General features: G+C 63.0%; 21 protein-coding genes. 7 read left to right on the top strand and 14 right to left on the bottom strand.

The window, feature by feature from the left end; genetic code table 11:
• Positions 1-14 precede the first annotated feature (14 nt).
• Genes ABEH27_RS00555 through ABEH27_RS00540 form a run of 4 tightly spaced genes read right to left on the bottom strand, consistent with a single transcriptional unit; the run spans position 15 to position 2,224 of the window.
• Positions 15-335: an AzlD domain-containing protein gene (locus tag ABEH27_RS00555; RefSeq protein WP_346611701.1), complete on the bottom strand. Its 321-nt coding sequence runs from the start codon at positions 333-335 to the stop codon at positions 15-17.
• Positions 314-1,015: an AzlC family ABC transporter permease gene (locus ABEH27_RS00550; RefSeq protein ID WP_346611700.1), complete on the bottom strand. Its 702-nt coding sequence runs from the start codon at positions 1,013-1,015 to the stop codon at positions 314-316. The genes ABEH27_RS00555 and ABEH27_RS00550 overlap by 22 nt, the downstream gene beginning before the upstream one ends.
• On the bottom strand, positions 1,012-1,494 hold the full coding sequence (locus ABEH27_RS00545; protein WP_346611699.1) for an N-acetyltransferase: 483 nt from the start codon (positions 1,492-1,494) through the stop codon (positions 1,012-1,014). The genes ABEH27_RS00550 and ABEH27_RS00545 overlap by 4 nt, the downstream gene beginning before the upstream one ends.
• Positions 1,478-2,224: a 2OG-Fe dioxygenase family protein gene (locus tag ABEH27_RS00540; protein ID WP_346611698.1), complete on the bottom strand. Its 747-nt coding sequence runs from the start codon at positions 2,222-2,224 to the stop codon at positions 1,478-1,480. The genes ABEH27_RS00545 and ABEH27_RS00540 overlap by 17 nt, the downstream gene beginning before the upstream one ends.
• Before the next feature lie 193 nt (positions 2,225-2,417).
• On the opposite strand from ABEH27_RS00540, the gene ABEH27_RS00535 reads away from it, so the two are divergent.
• Both ABEH27_RS00535 and ABEH27_RS00530 read left to right on the top strand, forming a co-directional pair.
• Positions 2,418-3,278, top strand: coding sequence for a LysR family transcriptional regulator (locus tag ABEH27_RS00535; protein WP_346611697.1), 861 nt, complete (start codon positions 2,418-2,420; stop codon positions 3,276-3,278).
• A 96-nt stretch (positions 3,279-3,374) separates the two neighbouring features.
• Complete coding sequence (locus ABEH27_RS00530) at positions 3,375-3,566, top strand: DUF4223 family protein (RefSeq protein ID WP_346611696.1); 192 nt, start codon at positions 3,375-3,377, stop codon at positions 3,564-3,566.
• A gap of 103 nt (positions 3,567-3,669) precedes the next feature.
• Here the strand turns inward: ABEH27_RS00530 and ABEH27_RS00525 are convergent, their stop codons facing one another.
• The 3 genes from ABEH27_RS00525 to ABEH27_RS00515 form a co-directional block, all read right to left on the bottom strand.
• A complete protein-coding gene (locus ABEH27_RS00525) occupies positions 3,670-6,111 on the bottom strand; it encodes a TonB-dependent siderophore receptor (protein ID WP_346611695.1) in 2,442 nt (813 codons plus the stop codon).
• A 109-nt stretch (positions 6,112-6,220) separates the two neighbouring features.
• Positions 6,221-7,186, bottom strand: a complete 966-nt coding sequence (locus ABEH27_RS00520; protein ID WP_346611694.1) for a FecR domain-containing protein — start codon at positions 7,184-7,186, stop codon at positions 6,221-6,223.
• Positions 7,187-7,190: 4 nt separating this feature from the next.
• Positions 7,191-7,721 (bottom strand): sigma-70 family RNA polymerase sigma factor, encoded by a 531-nt coding sequence (locus ABEH27_RS00515; RefSeq protein WP_346611693.1) that lies wholly within the window; start codon positions 7,719-7,721, stop codon positions 7,191-7,193.
• Positions 7,722-8,053: 332 nt separating this feature from the next.
• On the opposite strand from ABEH27_RS00515, the gene mqo reads away from it, so the two are divergent.
• On the top strand, positions 8,054-9,691 hold the full coding sequence (gene mqo / locus ABEH27_RS00510; RefSeq protein WP_346611692.1) for a malate dehydrogenase (quinone): 1,638 nt from the start codon (positions 8,054-8,056) through the stop codon (positions 9,689-9,691).
• Positions 9,692-9,796: 105 nt separating this feature from the next.
• Here mqo and ABEH27_RS00505 read toward each other — a convergent pair whose 3' ends face one another.
• Positions 9,797-10,096, bottom strand: coding sequence for a helix-turn-helix domain-containing protein (locus ABEH27_RS00505; RefSeq protein WP_346611691.1), 300 nt, complete (start codon positions 10,094-10,096; stop codon positions 9,797-9,799).
• 84 nt (positions 10,097-10,180) lie between these two features.
• On the opposite strand from ABEH27_RS00505, the gene ABEH27_RS00500 reads away from it, so the two are divergent.
• Positions 10,181-11,272: an NADH:flavin oxidoreductase/NADH oxidase gene (locus ABEH27_RS00500; RefSeq protein ID WP_346611690.1), complete on the top strand. Its 1,092-nt coding sequence runs from the start codon at positions 10,181-10,183 to the stop codon at positions 11,270-11,272.
• 114 nt (positions 11,273-11,386) lie between these two features.
• Here ABEH27_RS00500 and ABEH27_RS00495 read toward each other — a convergent pair whose 3' ends face one another.
• Positions 11,387-12,484, bottom strand: coding sequence for a P1 family peptidase (locus ABEH27_RS00495; protein ID WP_346611689.1), 1,098 nt, complete (start codon positions 12,482-12,484; stop codon positions 11,387-11,389).
• A 15-nt stretch (positions 12,485-12,499) separates the two neighbouring features.
• Complete coding sequence (locus tag ABEH27_RS00490) at positions 12,500-13,849, bottom strand: APC family permease (RefSeq protein ID WP_346611688.1); 1,350 nt, start codon at positions 13,847-13,849, stop codon at positions 12,500-12,502.
• A gap of 192 nt (positions 13,850-14,041) precedes the next feature.
• On the opposite strand from ABEH27_RS00490, the gene ABEH27_RS00485 reads away from it, so the two are divergent.
• Entirely contained in the window at positions 14,042-14,842 is an 801-nt protein-coding gene (locus tag ABEH27_RS00485) for a helix-turn-helix transcriptional regulator (RefSeq protein WP_346611687.1), read from the top strand.
• 35 nt (positions 14,843-14,877) lie between these two features.
• On the opposite strand, the gene ABEH27_RS00480 is transcribed toward ABEH27_RS00485, so the two are convergent.
• Together ABEH27_RS00480 and ABEH27_RS00475 are read right to left on the bottom strand one after the other, a co-directional pair.
• On the bottom strand, positions 14,878-15,141 hold the full coding sequence (locus tag ABEH27_RS00480) for a DUF6216 family protein (protein WP_346611686.1): 264 nt from the start codon (positions 15,139-15,141) through the stop codon (positions 14,878-14,880).
• Positions 15,142-15,254: 113 nt separating this feature from the next.
• Complete coding sequence (locus tag ABEH27_RS00475) at positions 15,255-16,142, bottom strand: LysR family transcriptional regulator (RefSeq protein ID WP_346611685.1); 888 nt, start codon at positions 16,140-16,142, stop codon at positions 15,255-15,257.
• A gap of 140 nt (positions 16,143-16,282) precedes the next feature.
• Here ABEH27_RS00475 and moaB point away from each other — a divergent pair, with 140 nt between their 5' ends.
• On the top strand, positions 16,283-16,822 hold the full coding sequence (gene moaB / locus ABEH27_RS00470; RefSeq protein WP_346611684.1) for a molybdenum cofactor biosynthesis protein B: 540 nt from the start codon (positions 16,283-16,285) through the stop codon (positions 16,820-16,822).
• Between the two features lie 118 nt (positions 16,823-16,940).
• Here moaB and ABEH27_RS00465 read toward each other — a convergent pair whose 3' ends face one another.
• Positions 16,941-17,840, bottom strand: coding sequence for a bestrophin family protein (locus tag ABEH27_RS00465; RefSeq protein WP_346611683.1), 900 nt, complete (start codon positions 17,838-17,840; stop codon positions 16,941-16,943).
• 20 nt (positions 17,841-17,860) lie between these two features.
• Entirely contained in the window at positions 17,861-18,865 is a 1,005-nt protein-coding gene (moaA, locus tag ABEH27_RS00460) for a GTP 3',8-cyclase MoaA (protein WP_346611682.1), read from the bottom strand.
• 280 nt (positions 18,866-19,145) lie between these two features.
• On the opposite strand from moaA, the gene ABEH27_RS00455 reads away from it, so the two are divergent.
• Complete coding sequence (locus ABEH27_RS00455) at positions 19,146-21,476, top strand: FdhF/YdeP family oxidoreductase (RefSeq protein ID WP_346611681.1); 2,331 nt, start codon at positions 19,146-19,148, stop codon at positions 21,474-21,476.
• Positions 21,477-21,601: the final 125 nt, after the last annotated feature.

Raw genomic sequence — 21,601 nt, 5'->3', positions numbered from 1 at the left:
GGGCTAGCGGCCACTCACGCATAGAGCGTGATCGCGATATGCGCCGCGATACCGGCAGTTACGCTGAATATCAAACTCCGCGTGAAATAGGCCACCAGCGCTACCGGAATGGCGGCCAGCAGGTCGGCATTGAGCGGCATCAACGTGCCGTCCTTGGCCATCAGCAGGGCCGGCACGGTGATGCTGGCGATGATTGCCACGGGCAGGTATTCAATGACGTCGTTGAATACCTTTGGGGTTCTTTCCATCCTAAAAAACAATGGCGTGGCGCGGGTCAGGTAGGTGATGGCCATCATCAGCGCGACGGCGGCGATCAGGTATTTTTCTTCAGGCATAACCCCACTCCACAGCCCACGGCGGTTGCAATGAATACGTTCAAGGGGGACGTGTTGAGCGCATTGAGCAGGCACGTCGCAACAATGACGACGAGTGCGATGATGAACTTGGTCCTGGTGTTGCACAGCGAAATCAGCACGAAGATCATCATGGCGGTCAGCGCATAGTCCAGCTTGAACTGCGAGAACCGGTGCAGTGCATCGGAGGCCACGGCGCCGACCAGTGCCCCGGCAATCCAGCTGGCATGGCACCAGGTGTTGAACTGCAGCATGTAGCCCGGCGAAGTGTGCTTGCGGCTTTCCAGCCGTTGGCTGTGCAAGGCAAAGGACTCATCGGTGAGGCCGAACGCGTACATCAACTTCTGCGCTTTGCTAATACCCAGCCCCTCGCTGCGTTTGGCCATGTACATGGCCATCAACACATGCCGCGAATTGATCAGCAGTGTCGATAAGGCGATCGAAAGCAGCGGTGCGCCCGTGGTGATCAATGTCAGTGCGGCGAACTGCGCAGCACCGGCGTAGACGAACACGCACATGGCCACCGGCAGCCACAGCGGCAAGCCGGCATTGATGCACATCACGCCAAAGACGAAGCTGACGACAAAGTAGCCGGTGATGATCGGCAGTGCATCGAAGAAGCTCTCTTTGCGCGAAACAGGGAGCAGCGCCACTTCGGTCATAGATCGACCTCGCAGGTAATTTCACCACGGGTTTGCTGAAACCCTTGTTTCTGCCAGAAGTTCAGCGCTGACGCATTGCCCGCCTCAATGAACAGGAAAATGCGCCGAATGCCGTGCTGGCGAAAATCACTGAGGATCGAGTTGGTCAACGAAGTGCCGATCCTGCTGTGGCGATAGTCCGGTGAGACCGCCAAGTGGTTGATGGTGCCTCGCGTCCCCATCGAACCACCGGCGACCGCACCGATGATTGCCCCGCTGTGGTTTTCGGCAACATAGCAGTAGGTATTGTCCGAACCCAGCAAGCCCTTGAGCAGGTCTTCGTTCTGCCAGTCGCAGAACGACACTTCGTCGAAACGCTTGAGGAAGTTGACCAGTTTCGCGGCATAGAACGGCGTGGCTTTCTTGATGGTCAGGCCGTTGATATGTTCTGGCGTGGCCTGCTTGAGCAGTGCCTGTTCAAGGCTACCGGACAATGTCATGTTCGCTACCCGGCCGAGAGAAGGAAATGGCAATGATCTGCCGGTAGCCCATTTCCGAATCGCTGGGGTTGATGGCCGGCGTGACGTAGTGCTGCAGTTCGCGGTCGAGGAAGTACGTGGTATCGAGAATCTCCAGGTAGGTGCCGGAGTCGATTACGTTCGACTGCTTGTCGTAGACCTTGCTGGTGGCGCCTTCGATATTGTGGCGGCCCCAGAAGTGCACGCCACTGAACGGGTAACCGTCGCAGTGAATGCCTTCAGGCGTGATTTCGATCTGCGCGCCAGGTTTGACTTCGATACGGATCTGGTGCACCTGGCACTGCCAGGTGACGTTGTGCAGTGCTTCGGGCAGTACCGCTTTATATACGTCGAAATCGAGCTTGATCAGCGCACGCAGTACCGGCGAGTTGAACACATCGCTGGAGACGTCGTCGAAGTGGCGGCGCATGCCACCGACATACTGGTTATGGGCTTCCGATTGTTCATACGCGCGGTGCTCGAGTTGCTGCAGTTCACCGCTGACCGGGTTGTAATCGAAGTCGCTGTAACGGCGATAGCGGGTACCCTTGTCGGCTTGGCCGTAATAACGGTCAACGCCCATGGTTTCCCAACTTCTGGAAAATTCGACAAAGTGGCCAAAACCACCGCTCAGTTCAAAATCACTGCCCAGTACGTTGACGGTCTTGTGTTGTCGCAGTGCGTCGTCGATGTTGCGTTTCAGTGCAAGCATTTGGCATCTCTTCTTATTAAAAACTGCCGGTAATCTAGCAGGCGAAATGATGGCAGAAACTTCACTTATTTTTGACGTGCCTCAACCGGCGCTTGCTGGCGAGCGGCCGGGCGGGCAGACAGGGGCAGGGTAGTGCGCTATGCTCGTTGGCCTCGTTGCAAGCCGGCTTCAGCGAGAAAGGGAGGGGAGTGGAATGGATATCAGGGTTCTCAGAAACATTGTGAACGTCGCCAGGACGGGGTCGATCACCGATGCAGCCGAACAGGTGCATGTCACTGTGCAGGCTTTGGCCGCGCAGCTGAAAAAACTTGAAGATCACTGCGGCTTCAAGCTGTTCGACCGTACCAACAAAGGGGTGTCACTCACCCAGGAAGGGGCAGGCATACTGCCTCATGTGCTGGAGATCGTCCGCTCATCCGAGCGCATGCAGCTCAAGATCAATCAATTGCGCGAGCGCCAGAGCCAGCCCCTGCGCGTTGCCTTGAACAGCACCCTGTCGATGGAGATCAACCAGCAGATCATGGGTGGGGTGGTCGGCAACCTGACCGGTTGCAGCCCGATCTTCAGTTGCTCGGAAACCCCCGACAACCTCACCAAGCTGGCCAAGGGCGAAGCCGACATGGTGGTGATCCTGGGTGACAGCGTGCCCGCTGGCTTCTATTCGGTGTCCCTCAAGGGCCTGCGTATCGAGGTGGTGGCCTGCTCGGTCAGTGATGACGCCGTGCCTTCGGTGGTCATCAAGCCCTTGCCCGAATGCCCTTACGCCTCGATCTTCTCGCGCTTTGCCGAGCGCAGGACCGGCGCGCTGCAAGGGGCGACGGTGTTCCACTCCGGCAGCGAGATCGTCAGTGTTTCCATGATCAAGAGCTTCGGCGGCATGGGCGTGCTCTCCCGGGCGGTGGCCGAGGCCAATCAGCTGTTCGTCTGGCCGGGCTTTTCCGACTTCCTCGATGTTTACCTGGTGATGAAAGAGCCGTGGATCGTCGAAGAGGAGTTCCCACAGTTTTGCCCGGTGCCGTCGCCGATACGCAGCTTCGAGTCGATAAGCGCCTAGCACAGGCCGGTATTGGTTGGATCCAATGCACGGGTTCTGTATCATCCCGCCGCCATCAGAATGATGGCCGAAGATGATGCATTTAAAGGACTTAGTATGAAAAAGCTGTTCAAGGCCACTGTAGCCGTCGCTGTCGTTTCGGGCGTTGCCCTGCTGTCGGGCTGCACTGGCCAGGTCTACAACGCGCAGAAAAACTGCTCGTATGACTACCTGTTCCACCCTTCGGTTTCCATCTCCAAGGTCATCGGTGGCTGCGGCCCGATCGACAAGCTGCCTGCGCCGCAGTGATCTTGGCTACACCCTGATCGGGGCGCTTGCGGCCTGATCCAGAACCCCCGGTCACGCTTGTGCCGGGGGTTTTTGTTTGCCTGCCATTGAGGTGGCGAAGGTGCTACCAGCGCAGCGATACCGTGCCAAGCACCGTGCGTTCTTCACCCCAGTAGCAGCGCCCGGCATTGTTGCAGCCGGCCACATATTCTTTGTCGAACAGGTTTCGCGCATTCACTTCGACCGACCAGTTGTCATCGATGGTGTAGCCCACCTTGGCATCTACCAGGGTGACGTCACCGGTGTCGAGCTTGCCGTACAGGGTGGCCGGGGTGTAGGCAAAGGTGCTGTCGAAATGACGCACGCCTGCACCGAGCTGCAGGCCTTTGAGCAGCCCGTCGCGCATGCGATAGGTGCTCCATACCGAGGCCTGGTTGCGCGGAACGCCGGTCATCTGGTGGTCCTCGTAAAGCGACCCCGCCACATCCTTGGTGATGCGCGAATCGGTATAGGTATAGGCAGCGGTCAGGTTCAGGTTCTCGCTCAGGTCGCTGTTGAGTTCCAGCTCCACACCCTTGGCCCGGCTGGCGCCGATCTGGCGGTAATCACCGACGCTGGCGTCGAACAGCACATCGTCCTTCTTGCGCAGGTCGTACACCGACGCGGTGAAGGCGGTATTCCAGCCCTTGGGTTCGTACTTGATGCCCACTTCGTACTGTTCGCTGGTGGTCGGGTCCAGCGGGCCGCTCCTGCTTTCGGTTTGCTGGGTCGGGGCGAAGGCGGTGGAGTAGCTGAAGTAGGGCGACAGGCCGTTTTCGAACTGGTACATCACACCGGTCTGCCAGGTGAAATCGCTGTCCCAGCTGTCCATGTCGGCTTGCGCGTTAAGGGTGCCGGCCTTGTTGCGGAACTGGCTGTTGACCCGGTCCAGGCGCCCGCCGAGCAGCAGTACCCAGTTGTCGACCTTGGTCTGCAGCTGGCTGTAGAGGCCATACATGGTTTGCTCGAGCAAGGCGTTCTGCACGTGTAAGGGCGTGCTCGGCTGGCCGTTCCAGACCGGGTTGAAGACGTTGATGGTACCGCCATTGCCGGCGTCCCAGTCCTGGTTGAACGAGGTGCGGTCCAGGCTCGCTCCCAGCAGCAGGGTGTGTTCGAACGCGCCGCTGTAGAAGTTGCCTTCGAACTGGTTGTCCAGCGAGTAGGCGATGGATTTGTTATAGCGGTCGTAGGCCTGGTTGCTCAGGGTGGTGCCGAAACCGCCGTTGTTGAGGTTGCCGGGCCACATTTCCTGGCGGTCGATGCGCGACTGCATGTAGCGGGAGTTCTGGCGGAACTGCCAGGTGTCATTGAAGCGGTGGCTGAAGGCGTAGCCCAGGCTCCAGGTTTCACGCTCGAAGTTGTCCCAGTCCGGGTTGCCGGACAACTGGTCCTTGTCGATCTTGCCGTTGGGGTTGTGCAGCAGTGTACCGGCGGCGGGGTAGCCCAGTTCCATCAAGGTGCGGTCGCGCTGGTAGGTCGCCAGCACGGTCAGGCTGTTGAACCCGTCGAAATTCAAGGTCAGCGATGGCGCCAGGTACAGGCGGTCATCCGGCTGGTGATCGACCTGGGTGTCAGACTTGCGGCCCATCATTACCAAGCGGCCGAGGACATTGCCTTCTTCGTTCAGCGGGCCCGAGACGTCCACGCCCAACTGGCGGCGATTGTGCGAGCCGTAGCTCAACTGCACTTCACCGCGGGTTTGTTCGGTCGGCCGTTTGCTGACCAGGTTGACCACACCCCCCGGCGCATTCTCGCCATACAGGATCGAGGTCGGGCCGCGGAACACTTCCACCCGCTCCAGGCCGTAGGGTTCGCTGCTGGTGTCATAGCGGTTGCCCTGCACCCGCAGGCCGTCGCGCAGCAGACCGTAGCCGTAGTCGGTGGCGTTGAAGCCGCGGATGAAGAACAGGTCGCCGGCCTGGCCATCACCGCCGGCGAAGGGCGGTGAAAAGATGCCCGGGACATAGCCGAGTACTTCGGTGAGGGTCTGCGATTGCTGGTCGTCCATGCGCTGGCGGGTGACCACCGACACCGAGCGCGGCGTGTCGGCCAGGGCGCTGCTGGTCTTGCTGGCGGTGGCGCTGGTGACTGCGCGGTAACCGGTGTCGCCCTGGCCATTGCTGGTGAGCTCGGCGGCGGCATTGACTGCTGTGGGATCCAGTTGCAGGGCATTGCCTTCGGCGACTGGTTGCAGCACGTAACCGGCATTGCCCTGCGGCACTGCCTGCAGGCCGCTACCCTGCAGCAGCAGGGCCAGGCCCTGGGCGACGCTGTAACGGCCCTGCAGGCCCTGGCTGGTTTTGCCGGCGGCCAAGGCGTTGCTGCCGGCCAGGTAAATGCCGGCCTGGCTGCTGAACTGGTTCAGGGCAGCCGCGAGCGAGCCAGGGGCAATGTCGAATTGGGTCTGGGTGCCGATTGGCTGTTCGGCGTAGGCCAGCGCTGCGGGCAGCATCAGCGGCGCGGCAGCGCACAGGTAAAGCGGCGCGGCAAGCGCCAGGCGGAACGCGGGGTGGAAAGGCGTCGGCATGCGGGTCCCTGGAATCGATGTACTGTGAAGTGAAGTGGCTTGTGAGGGATAAACCGAACGAGTCGAGGAAAAGGGAACCGGCGACCGAAGATTATTTTCACCCAGCCCTTCAGGCGGGCTCGACACTCACCCACCAGGGCGTCAGTTTTTGCACGCGAACAGGCAACGCCGCTTGCAGCAATGCCAGCGCACGGTCGCTATCGTTGAGCGGGAAAGCCCCCATCACCGACAGCTGGGCCACGGCCGGGTGCCAGCCCAGATGACCATGGCGGTAGCGGCCCAAGGTCTGCAGCAACTGCGCCAACGGCATGCCTTCGGCATTGAGGCGCTGGTGGATCCACGACTCCCCAGCGCTCTGTGCCGGGCCCGTGGCGCCGATGCCCCGGGCGGTAAAATTCACCTGCTGGCCGGCTTGCACAATGCACCGCTCGCCGCTGAGCGCCGTGCACACCTCAACCGCGCCGGCATACACATCCAGCCGCGTGGTTTCGTCCTGCTGGTACACCGCGAAACGCGTGCCCAAGGCTTCCATGCGGCCCTGGGCGGTATCGACCAGGAATGGCCGGCGTGGTTCGTGGGCGGTTTCCACGAGGATTTCACCGAAGCGCAGGTGCAGCACACGGGCCAGTGCAGAAAAGTCCAGGTCCACCGCAGTCTGTGCCGCCAGCCACAATTGGCTACCGTCAGCCAGGCGTGTTTCACGGGTTTCGCCGATGCCGGTAGCAAGGTCTGCACTCCACCCCGACAGTGGCGCCCCACGCCAGGCATGCCAGCCAAGCAGCGAGCTGGCACCCAGCACCAGCAGTGACTTGAGCCCTGTGCGGCGGCTGAAGCGCTGCGCATCCTGTTCGCGCAGCACCCGGCCCGCGCCCGTGCTCTCAGCCTGCAGCGGGGCAAAGCGCTGGCCGACACGCTGCACGTATTGCCAGGCAACCTGGTGGTCAGCGTGCTGGTCGAACCAGCACTGCCACTGCTGACGCAGCTGCGGGCCGACATTTTCGTCCTGCAGTTGCACATACCAGTGGGCGGCTTCCTGCAAGCTGGCGTGGCTGAGTTTTTGCGCAGGCGTCGTCATGGCGTCATTCCACCAGCAGGCCGTCGAGCTCGGCTTCGAGGATGGCGCAATGCACGAACGCCTGGGCCAGGTACTTCTTGACCATGCGTTCGCTGACGCCTATGTGCGCGGCGATATCGCGGTAGGCCAGGCCATCGATCTGCGCCATCAGAAAGGCCTGCCTGACCTTGGCGGGCAGGCGCAGCAACATGGCGTCGACGTCGTGCAGGGTCTCGATGATCAGTGCGCGTTGTTCGGGGGAAGGTTGCAGGGCGGCGGGCTGCAGGCTCAAGTGTTCAAGCCAGGCCATTTCCAGCTTCTGTCGGCGCCAGTGGTCGATGCACAGGCCGCGGGCGATGGTTGCAAGGTAGGAGCGCTCACCGGTGTGGCCATCGAACTGGCGGGGGCGATGCAGGATGCGCACAAAGGTGTCCTGCACCAGGTCTGCGGCATCCGGGCGATTGCCAAGGCGCCGATACAGAAAGCCCAGCAGCCAGCGCGAATGGCTCTGGTACAAGGTATGGATCGGGCTGTTCGGCTCAGGTATCGAAACCACGGCGGCATCCGGCGCTGGCACTGAATGGGTGCGAATGAGAAATGATCGCAATAGTAGGGCTGGCAGAAGAATACTGCAATCGGTGAAATAAGTGGCGACATGGCATGAGACAACCTGCCGCCTTGCGCCGGCTCGCGCAATTTGTTTGTGCTGGCAATTCATATACAATCAGCGAAACGATTCAGCCCTGTCGGTCAATTCGACAAAAGCCTGGGTCGTTTTCTGGTTCTTTAAGCCGCTGAACAATGATCACAACAAGCCTGCGCGGAAGAACACGAAACACCTGGGCCAGCCACAGGCCCTACCTTCGTTCTACTGACTGGAATTGATCAATGTTCAAGAAAGCTGGCAAGACCTTGCTGGGTCTGGCTGTCGCTGCGAGCTTCATGCAAGCGCACGCCGCAGAAACCAAGAAAGTCGATGTGCTGCTGGTCGGCGGCGGCATCATGAGCTCCACCTTGGCCGTGTGGCTGCACGAGCTGGAGCCAAGCTGGTCGATGGAAATGGTCGAGCGCCTGGACGGCGTCGCCGAAGAAAGCTCCAACGGCTGGAACAACGCCGGCACCGGCCACTCCGCGCTGGCCGAGCTGAACTACACCCCGGAAGACAAAGACGGCAACGTCAACATCTCCAAGGCCATCGAGATCAACGAAGCCTTCCAGATCTCCCGCCAGTTCTGGTCGTGGCAGGTCCGTCAGGGCGTGCTGAAGAACCCGCACTCGTTCATCAACACCACCCCGCACATGAGCTTCGTCTGGGGCGATGACAACATCAAGTTCCTGAAGAAGCGTTACGACGCGCTGCAGGCCAGCCCGCTGTTCCGCCCGATGCAGTACTCCGAGGACCACGCGCAGATCGCCAAGTGGGTCCCGCTGATGATGCAAGGCCGCGACCCGAACCAGAAGCTGGCGGTGACCTGGACCCCAATCGGCACCGACGTCAACTTCGGCGAGATCACCCGCCAGTTCGTCGGCCACCTGAAGACCCAGGACAAGTTCACCCTGCAACTGTCCAGCGAAGTTCAGGACATCACCCGCAACAAGGACGGCTCCTGGCACGTCGAGTACAAGAACCTGAAGGACGGTACCGAATCGGCTACCGACGCCAAGTTCCTGTTCATCGGTGCAGGCGGTGGCGCACTGAAGCTGCTGCAGAAGTCGGGCATTCCTGAAGCCAAGGAATACGCAGGCTTCCCGGTTGGCGGCTCGTTCCTGGTGACCGAGAACCCGACCATTGCCATGCAGCACATGGCCAAGGCCTACGGCATCGCTTCGACTGGCGCGCCACCCATGTCGGTACCGCACCTGGACACCCGCGTGCTGGACGGCAAGCGCGTGATCCTGTTCGGGCCATTCGCCACCTTCTCGACCAAGTTCCTGAAGAACGGTTCGTACCTGGACCTGCTCAGCAGCACCACCCTGCACAACGTATGGCCAATGACCAAGGTGGGCATCGAGCAGTACCCGCTGGTCGAGTACCTCGCTGGCCAGCTGATGCTGTCGGATGACGACCGCTTCGAAGCGCTGCGCACCTACTTCCCGGACGCCAAGAAAGAAGACTGGAAACTGTGGCAGGCCGGCCAGCGCGTGCAGATCATCAAGCGTGATGCAGACAAGGGTGGCGTGCTCAAGCTGGGCACCGAAGTCGTGGCTTCGCAAGACCGCACCATCGCAGGCCTGCTGGGCGCATCGCCAGGTGCCTCGACCGCCGCACCGATCATGCTGAACGTGCTGGAAACCGTGTTCAAAGAGAAAGTCGCCACCCCTGAATGGCAAGCCAAGATCAAAGAGATCGTGCCGAGCTACGGCACCAAGCTCAACGATTCGGCAGCTGCCACCCAGAAAGAGTGGAACTACACCGCTGAAGTCCTGCAGCTGGAGAAGCCACCGGTGATCGACCAGAGCGTCGGGACCACCACTGGCGTCACCCAGCCGGTCGAAAGCAAGCCTGAGAACGACATGGCGCTGTAAGCGGCACGGTTGTGATCAAAAGCCACGGGGGTGACCTCGTGGCTTTTTTTTGTCTTGACCGGCCGCTTCGCGGGCAAGCGCACCCCCCACAGGGGCGGCACTGAATTACCGCTGACGCAGAATGCACGCCAGCAAGTCGGGGAACCGTTCGTCGAGCATTTCGCTGCGCAGCGAGTTCATGTGGGTGGTGCCGACATTGCGCGTATGCACCAGCCCCGCATCCCGCAATACGCGGAAATGGTGGGACATGCTCGACTTCGGCCGGCCGCCGTCCAGCTCGCCGCAGCTGGCTTCGGCCACGCCCGCCAGGTGGCGCACGATCTCCAGGCGCACCGGGTCGCTCAGGGCGTACAGCAGGCGCTCGAGGATCAGGTCTTCAGGGTTGGGGTGTTTGTAGGCTCGCATGCCGCCATGATAACGGGGGTTTCATTAATTGCCATAGTTCGATTATGATCGAACTATCGTATTCAGATGAACCCGGAGTTTTCCATGTCCGCCTTGTTCGAACCCTACACCCTCAAAGACATTACCCTGCGCAACCGCATCGCCATTCCACCGATGTGCCAGTACCTGGCCGAGGACGGCATGGTCAACGATTGGCACCAGGTACACTACGCCAGCATGGCCCGCGGCGGTGCCGGCCTGTTGGTGGTCGAGGCCACTGCCGTTGCGCCGGAAGGCCGCATCACCCCCGGCTGTGCCGGTATCTGGAGCGACGCCCACGCCCAGGCCTTCGTGCCCGTGGTAAAGGCAATCAAGGCTGCAGGTTCGGTGCCGGGCATCCAGATCGCCCACGCCGGCCGCAAGGCCAGCGCCAACCGCCCGTGGGAAGGTGATGACCATATTGCGGCGGATGACGCGCGCGGCTGGGGCACCATCGCCCCGTCGGCCATCGCCTTTGGTGCCAACCTGCCGAAAGTGCCCCGTGAAATGACCCTGGCTGATATCGCCCGGGTGAAGCAGGACTTCGTCGACGGCGCCCGCCGTGCGCGGGAGGCGGGCTTCGAGTGGATCGAACTGCACTTCGCCCATGGTTACCTGGGCCAGAGCTTCTTCTCCGAGCACTCCAACCAGCGTACCGATGCCTACGGCGGCAGCTTCGAGAACCGTAGCCGCTTCCTGCTGGAAACCCTGGCGGCCGTGCGTGAGGTCTGGCCGGAGCACCTGCCGCTGACTGCGCGCTTTGGTGTGCTGGAATATGACGGCCGCGACGAGCAGACCCTGGATGAGTCCATCGAGTTGGCGCGCATGTTCAAGGCCGGCGGCCTGGACCTGCTGAGTGTCAGCGTCGGCTTCACCATCGCGCAAACCAACATTCCGTGGGGCCCGGCGTTCATGGGGCCGATTGCCGAGCGCGTGCGCCGTGAAGCGGGCCTGCCGGTGACGTCGGCGTGGGGCTTTGGTACGCCGCAGCTGGCTGAGGGCGCGCTGAAGGCCAACCAGCTTGACCTGGTATCGGTGGGGCGTGCGCACCTGGCCGACCCGCACTGGGCGTACTTCGCGGCCAAGGAGCTGGGCGTGGAGAAAGCAGCCTGGACCTTGCCGGCGCCTTACGCTCACTGGCTTGAGCGTTATCGTTGAGTTGCTGATTCAGCAGTAGCCTGCACGGGCCTCATCGCGGGCAAGCCCGCTCCTACCACCGCGTTTGCGTCGGGCGGTGGGGGCGGGTTTGCCCGCGCAACAGGCCACCGCGCTTCACTTGCGCCACCCCACCTCAGCCAACGCCGCCAGCAACCGCTCCCCAGCCAACCCCGGCACCAGCACCCCATCGGCGGTGTACATATCCTCCCCAGCCAGCATCGCATTCACGATCGCTTCCTCCACCGCCTCGGCCGCGGCCATGAACAGCGGTGTGATGTGGTCGTTGTTGAGCATCTGCACCGCCTGGCTGAACGGCACGCCCTTACGTCCATAGGCCGCCGGTGGCAGTTGCTGCTCGGCAGTCGAGAAGGCGACGAACAGATCACCGCTGGCATCCTCGGTACCGCCCCCGGTGCGGGCAATGCCGATCGATGCCCGTTGGGCCAGGCGCTGACACTGGTGTGGCAGCAGCGGCGCATCGGTCGCGATGATCACCACGATCGAGCCCATGCCCGGCTCACCACGTTCGGCAAACGGTGAGGGGATGTCGCCCAGCACCCGGCCGACAGGGTAACCATCGACCCGCAGTTCACGGCGCTGACCATGGTTGGCCTGCACCAGCACACCCACCGTCCAGCCACCCTGATCGGGCGTCAGGCACCGGGAGGCGCTGCCAATGCCCCCTTTGAACTCATGGCAAATCATGCCGGTGCCGCCGCCCACCGCGCCCTCGGCGACCGGGCCGGGCTCTGCGCGAGCGAGCGCTTCGGTCACCTGCGCAGGCCCAACGTGCTGCCCCCAGATGTCGTTGAGCAGGCCATCGTAGGTTTCCAGCACCACCGGCATGCACCAGTACACCGACGGGTCGGCCAGGCTGTCGCGCTCGGCAGCGATCAGCGCATCGCGCACCACGCCGACGCTGTGGGTGTTGGTGATGGCGATCGGCGTGGTCAGCAGGCCCGCTTCGCGGATCCATTCAAGGCCGGTGGCATCGCCGTTGCCGTTCAGCACATGGACGCCAGCAAAGCAGGGCGCCAGGCGCGCCTCTGCCGGCCGCGGCTGCACCACCGTCACGCCGGTGCGTACCTGCTTGCCACTACCTTCGGCAAGCAACGTGCTGTGGCCGACACGTACACCGGGGACATCGGTGATCGCGTTGAATGCTCCGGGTTGGCCAAGGCCCAGGGTGATGCCAAGTTGACGAGCGCGCATAGGAATTCCTGTAAGTCAGAGTTTCTGGAAGGCTGGGCTGAACTTGCCGTAAGTGCTGTAAAGGATCACCGAAACGACGAGCAGCACGAGAATGATGAGGATGTCGCGAAGCGGCGCACCCAGCAGACCGCTGAGCAGCAGGTAGCCCGCACCGACCACCGCCACCAGCGCTGGCAGTGGCCACAGCGGCATGCGGTACGGGTGCTCGCGGTCGCTACGCAGCACGCGGCTGAACAACCCGCACAGGGCAACCGCCAGGTAGACCATCAGCAGCAACAGCACGGTGAACGAGGTCATCTCTTCGAGGTTGGAGCTGAAGCTCAGCGCGGCGGAGGGTATCGCCAGCAGCAGGGTGGCCAGCCAAGGCGAACCCCAGCGTGGGTGGATGCGCGTGAACAGGCGGTTGAGCGACGCCGTCCACAGCTGGTCGCGGCCACTGCTGAAGATCACCCGCCCCGACTGGATGACGATGGCGATGATGGCATTGAACACCGAGAGGAAAATGCCCGCGCTGACCAGCCGCGACAGCGTCGGGTTGCCATGCGCATTGAGCAGATAGCCGATCGGGTCGGGGCTGGCGAGCATGGCCTGCAGGGAGGGCGCGCCCAGCAGCAGGGCGCAGATGGGTACCAGCTCGATCGCCACCACCAGGGCCAGCGACCACAGCACCGCGCGATGGGTGCTGCGGCCGCCGTCTTTCATGTCCTCGGCCAGCACCACGGCGGCGCCGAAGCCGTTGTAGGCGAACAGCGCGGTACCGATCGAGGCGAACACCAGTGCCCAGGGGGCGGCGGCGAGCAGGCCGTGGTCGATGTGCAGGGGCGTGACCAGCACGCTCAGCGGCTGGCTGACGTTGCCCAGCCCCAACACCACGATCACCAGCACCGCGGCCACTTCGCACAGCAGGAACACACCGGTGACCCAGGCGTTGAGGCGGATGTTGAGGATGCCCAGGGCATAACTGCCGGCGACGATCGCCAGGGCCACGGCCTGGGTATCGAACGCGGTGCCCAGTGCGTTGTTCAGGTAGGTGGCGGCGCCGGTAGCAAGCACTGGCGGGATGAACAGCAGCGAAACCAGCACGGTGAGAAAGGTCGCGTAGCCGGCCATGCCGCCGAACACCCGCTTGGCATACACGTATTCACCGCCTGCCGAGCTGTGGGCGCGGCCCAGCTCGGCATAGCACCAGGCGAACATCAATGCCAGCAAGCCGGCCAATACAAACGCCAGGAAGGCACCACTGCCGGCCTGGGCAATGGCGAAGGGCGCAATGACGAACACGGAACTGGCCGGGGTGACGGCCGATACCGTGATCGCGACCACGTCGAGCATACCCAGGCTGGGCTTGAGCGCACTGTCGTGCATGTCGTTTTCCTCGAATTGTTATTGGGGGTTGAGGCAGTAACGAAAGAAGGGGGCGCCCTCTCGACGGGGCGCTGCGTGGGTTGCAATCTAGGCTTGGGCCGGTTGCCGGCCAATTACCCTTTGGGGTTACGCCCCTTGACGCGGGCGTTGCAAAGGAGGGAAATCGCATCAGCGTTCAGGGGAGCCGACACGATGCACAACGTTTTTCATGAAGTCGGCATGCATGCCAACCTTGGCCGTACCATCGAACAGATTGGCCAGCCGCGCTTCTGGAAGCAGCTGATTTTGCTGCTGCACCGCTGGCTGCCGTTCGACAACGCCCTGGCGGCGTTCTACCCCCTGAGCGGCACACCGGTGGTGCAGGAGGAGCACGACGCCGGGCGGCAGGCAGGCCCGGCGGCAATGTCGCTGTACTTGAGCGGGTTGTACCAGCTCGACCCGTTCTACCTGGCCTGCCAGGACGGCGTGAGCAGTGGCCTGCACCGGCTGGATGAGGTGGCGCCGGACCAGTTCCACCAAAGCGAGTACTACATCAGCTGGTTCCAGGCCCACGTGCTGGAAGACGAGGTGCAGTTCATTCTGCAGCTTGCCGGGGAGGGCGCCCTGACCTTGTCGCTGGGCAGGGGGGGGGCGTTCGACGCCGAGCAATACGGCCTGCTGGCGATGCTTTGCCCATGGGTGCTGGCGCTGATGCACCAGCATTGGCAGGCTGGCCGCAAGCGCGCACTGGGGCAGGACGAGCCGGTCGCCGAGCAGGTGCGCGATGCGCTCAGCCAGTTCGGCGCGGGGGTGTTGTCCGAGCGTGAGCTGGAGATTGCCCGGCTGATCCTGCGAGGGTTCTCATCAAAGGCCATGGCCGAGCGGCTGCGGATTTCACCGGAGACGATCAAGGTGCACCGGCGGCATCTGTACACCAAGCTCGACATTTCGTCACAGCCGGAGCTGTTTTCGCTGTTTCTGCAGTCATTGGGGCATGATCCGCAGCATCCTTGAATGCAGTGCCGGTGGCGAGTGCGCCCGCGCGAGGTTCACGCCCCGGCAGTAGCGCCAGGCGACGGCGCGCCAGCAGGGTTGGCGCTTGTTGCTGCCAGGCGACGCTGCCACTGCTGGTAAAGCGCGCTGGCCCTCTCCATTCGCGCCAATTTCAGCACTGCCAGGATCATCCCGACCATGCAGATCAGGGCGAAGCCGGCCAGGATTGAACGTTGCTCTTTCAGGCCTTTTTCCACGTGCGAGGTGTAAGCAGGGTCCATGAAGAACGAGCAGACGATATCCAGTTTGTCATCCGCCAAGTAAGCGTTGAACGGCTGCCTGCCCTTTCCGACAGGATAAAAGCCGTAAGAGAGGCGTGTCGCTGCAGAAACTTCCTAGTGTGCTGTAGGAAGTTTCTGTGGTTGTTCCGGAATCACGTTGTAGCGAACAAAACACGTGCCTCGTCAAAACACTGCTCGGCAATCGCCGAACGTGGCTCGCTGCGGCGCAGCAGCAGGCCGACCGGGCTGTGGATGCTGGCGTCGGCGATGGGGATGATGCGCATGTGGTCGCTCAAGTCTTCCAGGCCGCAATCGAGCGGCATGATTGCGCAGCACACGCCGGTGTTGATGGCCTGGACCAGCTGGAAGCTGGAGTCGCTTTCCAGCACGGCGTTGGGTTCCAGGCTGCGGCTGCGAAAGCTCAAGTCCAGCGACTGGCGGTAGTGCATGCCTTTGCTCAGCAGCCCCAGGGGGATCCTGGCGAGGTCCTCCCAGGTCAGGGTGCCCGCCGCGAACTGAAAATGCCGGGTATCGTGCAGCAGGCCCATGGTGGTGGTGCCCAGTTCGATCACTTCGAAGAAGTTGGCATTGACCTGGTCCAGGTAGCAGATGCCCAGGTCGAGCTGGTTGCGGCTCAGGCCATCCATGATCTGCTCGGTGCTGTGCGAGCTGAGCTGAAACTGCAACTCGGGGTATTTTTCGCGCAGCGGCAGCAGCAGTTGCATGGGGTTGAAACTGGCCAGCGGCACGGTACCCAGGCGCAGGCTGCCGACCACCTGGCCACGGCAGCTGGCGGCTTCGGCCTGCAGGCCATCGTGGGCGGCGAGCAGTGTGCGGGCCCAGGCCAGGATACGTTCGCCAGCCTCGGTAAAGCCCTCGAAGCGCTGGCCGCGCTTGACCAGCACCAGGTCCAGTTCGTCCTCCAGGTTGCGCAGGCGCATGGACAGCGTCGGTTGGGTGATGTGGCACAGCGCTGCGGCCTGGCCGAAGTGGCGGGTCTGGTCGAGGGCGATGAGGAACTTGAGCTGCTTGATGTCCATGGGAAAACCTGGCGTCTGGTTATGCTGACCTTAACCAAGTCAGCGATAGATGTCATTGATCGGGCGGTACGCCATATCGATTGGACGCTGCGGTGCCATGCCCTTTAGCGTGGCGCTACTGCCACTCAAGGAGCCACACCGTGCGCGTCAAACCCGACGCGGTCTTCGTACCGCTCAACATCGCCGTACTGACGGTCAGCGACACCCGCACCTACGACAACGATACCTCCGGCGAGCTGCTGGCCAGCCGCTCGGTGCAGATTGGCCACCGCCTGGTCGCACGCGCGCTGCTCAAGGACGACCTGTACAAGATCCGCGCCCAGGTTGCCACCTGGATTGCCGATGAGCAGGTGCAGGTGGTACTGATCACGGGCGGCACCGGCTTTACCGGGCGCGACAGCACTCCGGAAGCGGTGCAATGCCTGTTCGACCGGCGTATCGACGGTTTCGGCGAGCTGTTCCGCGCGCTGTCGATTCTCGATATCGGCACCTCCACCGTGCAAAGCCGGGCGCTGGCCGGTATGGCCAATGGCACCCTGGTGTGCTGCCTGCCGGGCTCGACCGGCGCCTGTCGCACGGCATGGGAAGGCATCCTGGCGGAGCAGCTGGATGCGCGGCACCAGCCGTGCAACTTCGTCAAACACCTCAAACCCATCGAAGCCTGCGAAAGCCGCGGGTGATCTGTACCGGCCTCTTCGCGGGGCAAGCCCGCTTCCACGGAGGCAGGTGGTGGATCCGAGGTTTTCTGTGGGAGCGGGCTTGCCCCGCGAAGAGGCCAGCGTTGCCAACATCAATGGTTCAGCTCAGCACATGCTCCACCGGCTGCAACGCCGGGGGCAATGGCTGCACCCCCAACGCCCCCAGCACATCGCGCTCGACCGTGCGTACCATGGCATCGGTCGGCAGATCGTTTTCGTCCCGCCCGAACGGGTCTTCCAGCTCGTTGCCGATCGCATCCAGGCCGAAGAAGGTGTACCCGACGATGGTGGTGAACAGCGGCGCCAGCCAGCCCAGCGGCTCGGCCAGCGCAAAGGGCAACAGCAGGCAGAAGATGTAGATGGTGCGGTGCAGCAGCAAGGTATAGGGGAACGGCAAAGGTGTGCCTTTGATGCGCTCGCAGGTGGCCTGGACCTCCGACAGCCCGACCAGGCGTTGCTCCAGCAGGCTGTAGCGCCAGTCGCTGATCTGTTGCTGCTCGGCCAGGCGTGAGCAGCGCGCGCCGATGGCCTGCAGGATACCGTCACAGACATTGTGCGGGCTGACCGTAGCGGCGTTGACCAGCCACGGTCGGGCGGCAGCCACATCATCCTCGTTGCGCAGCCGTGCATTCAGCGCATGGGCAAACCCGCACAGGCTGCGCAGCAGCTCGGCACGCACGGTTTCATCGGCAATCACCACGCTCTCACGCACGAACGAGCGGGTCTCGATGATCAACTTGCCCCAGGCCTTGCGCCCCTCCCACCAGCGGTCGTAGCAGGCGTTGTTGCGAAAGCTCATGAAGATCGACAGCGACAGGCCGAGCAAGGTGAAGGGTGTGGCGCTGACCGGGTAGAAAAACGCTGGGTAGTGGTGCTCGACCAGCACAATCAGCGCGGCCAGCAAGGTGACCATCAGGCAGCGCAAGGCAATGCGCTTGACGATTGAACCCTTGAGGGTGAACAGCACGCGCAGCACATCAGGGCGGGAGTGGACGATCATGGAAATCCTGAGGCAGCCGATCAGCCGCCGGTCATGTTCATGAAACGCAGGATCTGCACATCGCCACCCACTTCGAAGTGGTGGCGGTAGGGCTTGAGGTGCAGCGAGTCGCGGATGGCTTTTTCCAGCCGCTCGGCATCGCCTGGATGGCCGCGCAGCACCTGCTTGAGGTCCATCGAGTGTTCGTTGCCCAGGCACAGCAGCAGCCGGCCTTCGACGGTCAGGCGCACGCGGTTGCAGGTGGCGCAGAAGTTGTGGCTGTGCGGCGAGATGAAGCCGACGCGGGTACTGGCCGCTTCGGCCAGGCGCCAGTAACGGGCCGGGCCCTGGGACGATTCGGTCGATTCGACCAGGGTGAACTGCTCGGCCAGGCGCGCGCGGACCTCGTCGCTGGAGCAGAACGACTCGCCGCGCTCATGCTCGCTGATCACGCCCAGCGGCATTTCTTCGATGAAGGTGATGTCCAGCTCGCGGTCGATGGCGAAGCGCACCAAGTCGACCAGTTCGTGATCGTTACGCCCCTTGAGCACCACGCAGTTGAGCTTGATACGCTGAAAGCCCGCGCGACGCGCCGCGTCGATGCCGGCGATCACCTGGGTGAGGTCGCCGGTGCGGGTCAGTTGCTTGAAACGCTCGGTATCCAGGCTGTCCAGGCTGATGTTCAGGCGTGACAGCCCGGCGTCGAACAGGGGCTGGGCCAGGCGACCGAGTTGCGAGCCGTTGCTGGTCATGCACAGTTCGCGCAGGCCGGGCAGGGCAGCGATGCGCCCGCACAAGTCGACGATGCCCTGGCGCACCAAGGGCTCGCCACCGGTCAGGCGGATCTTGCGGGTGCCCAGGGCAACGAAACGCTCGGCTACCTGGAACAGCTCTTCGAGGCTGAGAATTTGCTGGCGCGGCAGGAACTGCATGTCTTCGGCCATGCAATAGACGCAACGGAAGTCGCAGCGGTCCGTGACCGACATCCGCAGGTAGTCGATTTTCCGATTGAAGCCGTCGATCAGGGCCCGGCTGTTCTGTTCCACGTTCGCGCTCGGCAGGGGAGGGGTTTCAGGACCAAGCTATAACCTGCGGTGCGCCCCGTCAAATTGCTTTCCCCGACTGCTTGATCGATCTCCTCTATCACAGCTGCAGGCCGCGTATTCAAAGGGGCTGCAGCGCCTGTCCGATCCGTCATCGAAACGGCCTATCACCCCGTAAGACATTTCGATTGGACGGCCCTATGCCGGCATCCCTAGGCTGGAAACAAGCACCGGACGACACGATCCGCTGCACCTTTTCGATGCCCGCGTGAGGATTGACCGCATGAGCCAGGACGAACACATCAGGGACTACAAGGGGCCGGCCGCCGGCTGGGGCGCGCTGAAGAGCGTGACCAAGAGCTGGCTGGGCAGCGACAATGCCTTCAAGAACCTGCGGGCCATGCTCAAGACCAACCAGAACGGCGGGTTTGACTGCCCGGGCTGCGCCTGGGGCGAGTCGCCGGAAAGCGACATGGTGAAGTTCTGCGAAAACGGCGCCAAGGCGGTCAACTGGGAAGCCACCGGCCGCTCCGTCGACCCGGCGTTCTTTGCAAAATACAGCGTCAGTGCCTTGGCCGAGCAGACCGACTACTGGCTCGAGTTCCAGGGCCGGCTGACTCACCCGATGCGCTATGACGCGGCCACCGACCACTACGTCGAAACGTCCTGGGAAGAGGCCTTCGCCCTGGTCGCCAAGCACCTGCGGGCGCTCGAATCGCCCGATCAGGCCGAATTCTACACCTCGGGCCGGGCCAGCAACGAAGCGGCGTTCCTCTACCAGCTGTTCGTTCGCGCCTATGGCACCAACAACTTCCCCGACTGCTCGAACATGTGCCACGAGGCCAGCGGCGTGGGCATGTCGGAAACCCTCGGGGTGGGCAAGGGCACGGTGGTGTTCCATGACCTGGAGTTGGCCGACGCGATCTTCGTCATCGGCCAGAACCCCGGCACCAACCACCCGCGCATGCTCGAACCGCTGCGCGAAGCGGTCAAGCGCGGCGCCCAGGTGGTGTGCTTCAACCCGCTCAAGGAGCGTGGCCTGGAGCGCTTCCAGCACCCTCAGCACCCGTTCGAGATGCTCAGCAACGGCTCCGAGCCGACTACCAGCGCCTATTTCCGCCCGGCCTTGGGCGGCGACATGGCGGCCATGCGCGGCATCGCCAAGTACCTGCTGCAGTGGGAACGCGAAGCCCAGGCCAAGGGTGAGCCTGCGGTGTTCGACCACGCATTCATCGCCGAGCAGACCAGCGGCGTCGATGATTACCTGGCGGCGGTGGATGCCACTTCGTGGGAGCACATCGTCGAGCAGTCCGGGCTGACCCTGGCCGAGATCGAGCTGGCGGCGCGCATGTACCGCAAGGCCGAGCGGGTGATCATGTGCTGGGCCATGGGCGTCACCCAGCACCGCCACTCGGTGCCGACCGTGCAGGAAATCGTCAACCTGCAGCTGCTGCGCGGCAACGTCGGCAAGCCCGGCGCCGGCCTGTCGCCGGTCCGCGGCCACAGCAACGTGCAAGGCGACCGCACCATGGGCATCGACGAAAAGCCCAAGGCGGCGCTGCTCGACGCGCTGGAAAAACGCTTCCACTTCCGCGTGCCGCGTGCTCATGGGCACAACGCGGTGCTGGCGATCCAGGCCATGGAAGAGCAGCGTGCCAAAGTGTTCATCGCCCTGGGCGGCAACTTCGCCCAGGCCACCCCGGACACCCCCCGTACCCACGCGGCGCTGCGCAACTGCGCGCTGACCGTGCAGATTTCCACCAAGCTCAACCGCTCGCACCTGGTCACTGGGCGCGATGCGCTGATTCTGCCGTGCCTGGGCCGTACCGAAATCGACCTGCAGGCCGAAGGGCCGCAAGGCGTAACCGTGGAAGATACCTTCAGCATGGTGCACATCTCCCACGGCCAGCTGCGCCCGCGCTCGCCGCACATGCGTTCGGAGCCGTGGATCGTCGCCGGCATGGCCAAGGCCACCCTGGGTAACCAGCCTATCGACTGGGAATACGCCGTGGCCGACTACAGCCGTATTCGCAGCATGATCGCCGATGTCATTCCGGGCTTCGCCAACTTCAATGAGCGCCTGCAGCACCCGGGCGGCTTCCACCTGGGCAACAGCGCTGCCGAGCGCAACTGGCGCACTGCCACCGGCAAGGCACGTTTCAGTGCCAGCCAGTTGCCCGAGCAACTGGTCAACGCCAAGGTGCTGGCACGGGGCGACAAGCCGGACCTGATCCTGCAGACCATGCGCTCGCACGACCAGTACAACACCACCCTGTACGGGCTTGATGACCGTTACCGCGGGGTATTCGGGTTGCGAGAGGTGGTGTTTGTCAGCGAGGCGGATATCCGTCGGCTGGGCTTCGAGCCGGGCGAGCATGTAGACCTGGTGTCGCTGTGGGAGGACGGTGTGGAGCGGCGGGTGTCGGGGTTCCGTCTGGTGCCGTATGACATACCGGATGGGCAGGCAGCGGCTTACTACCCGGAGACCAACCCGCTGGTGCCGCTGGAGAGCTATGGCGAGGGGACTTACACGCCGACGTCGAAGTTCGTGGCGATTCGGTTGGAGAAGGCCAGGGCCGGAAATCGGATCGAGGCGGTGCTGGCGGCGGATTGATCGGTTGCCTGTGCTGGCTCCTCGCGGGCAAGCCCGCTCCTGCAGGATTGATGCAACCCTCAAGACCTGTGCCATACCTGTGGGAGCCGGCTTGCCGGCGATGAGGCCAGCACAGGCAGCCCGAA

The sequence above is a fragment of the Pseudomonas sp. P39-UII1 genome (assembly GCF_039672635.1).
GTDB lineage: Bacteria > Pseudomonadota > Gammaproteobacteria > Pseudomonadales > Pseudomonadaceae > Aquipseudomonas.
This window is presented reverse-complemented; position numbering and strand designations above follow the sequence as displayed.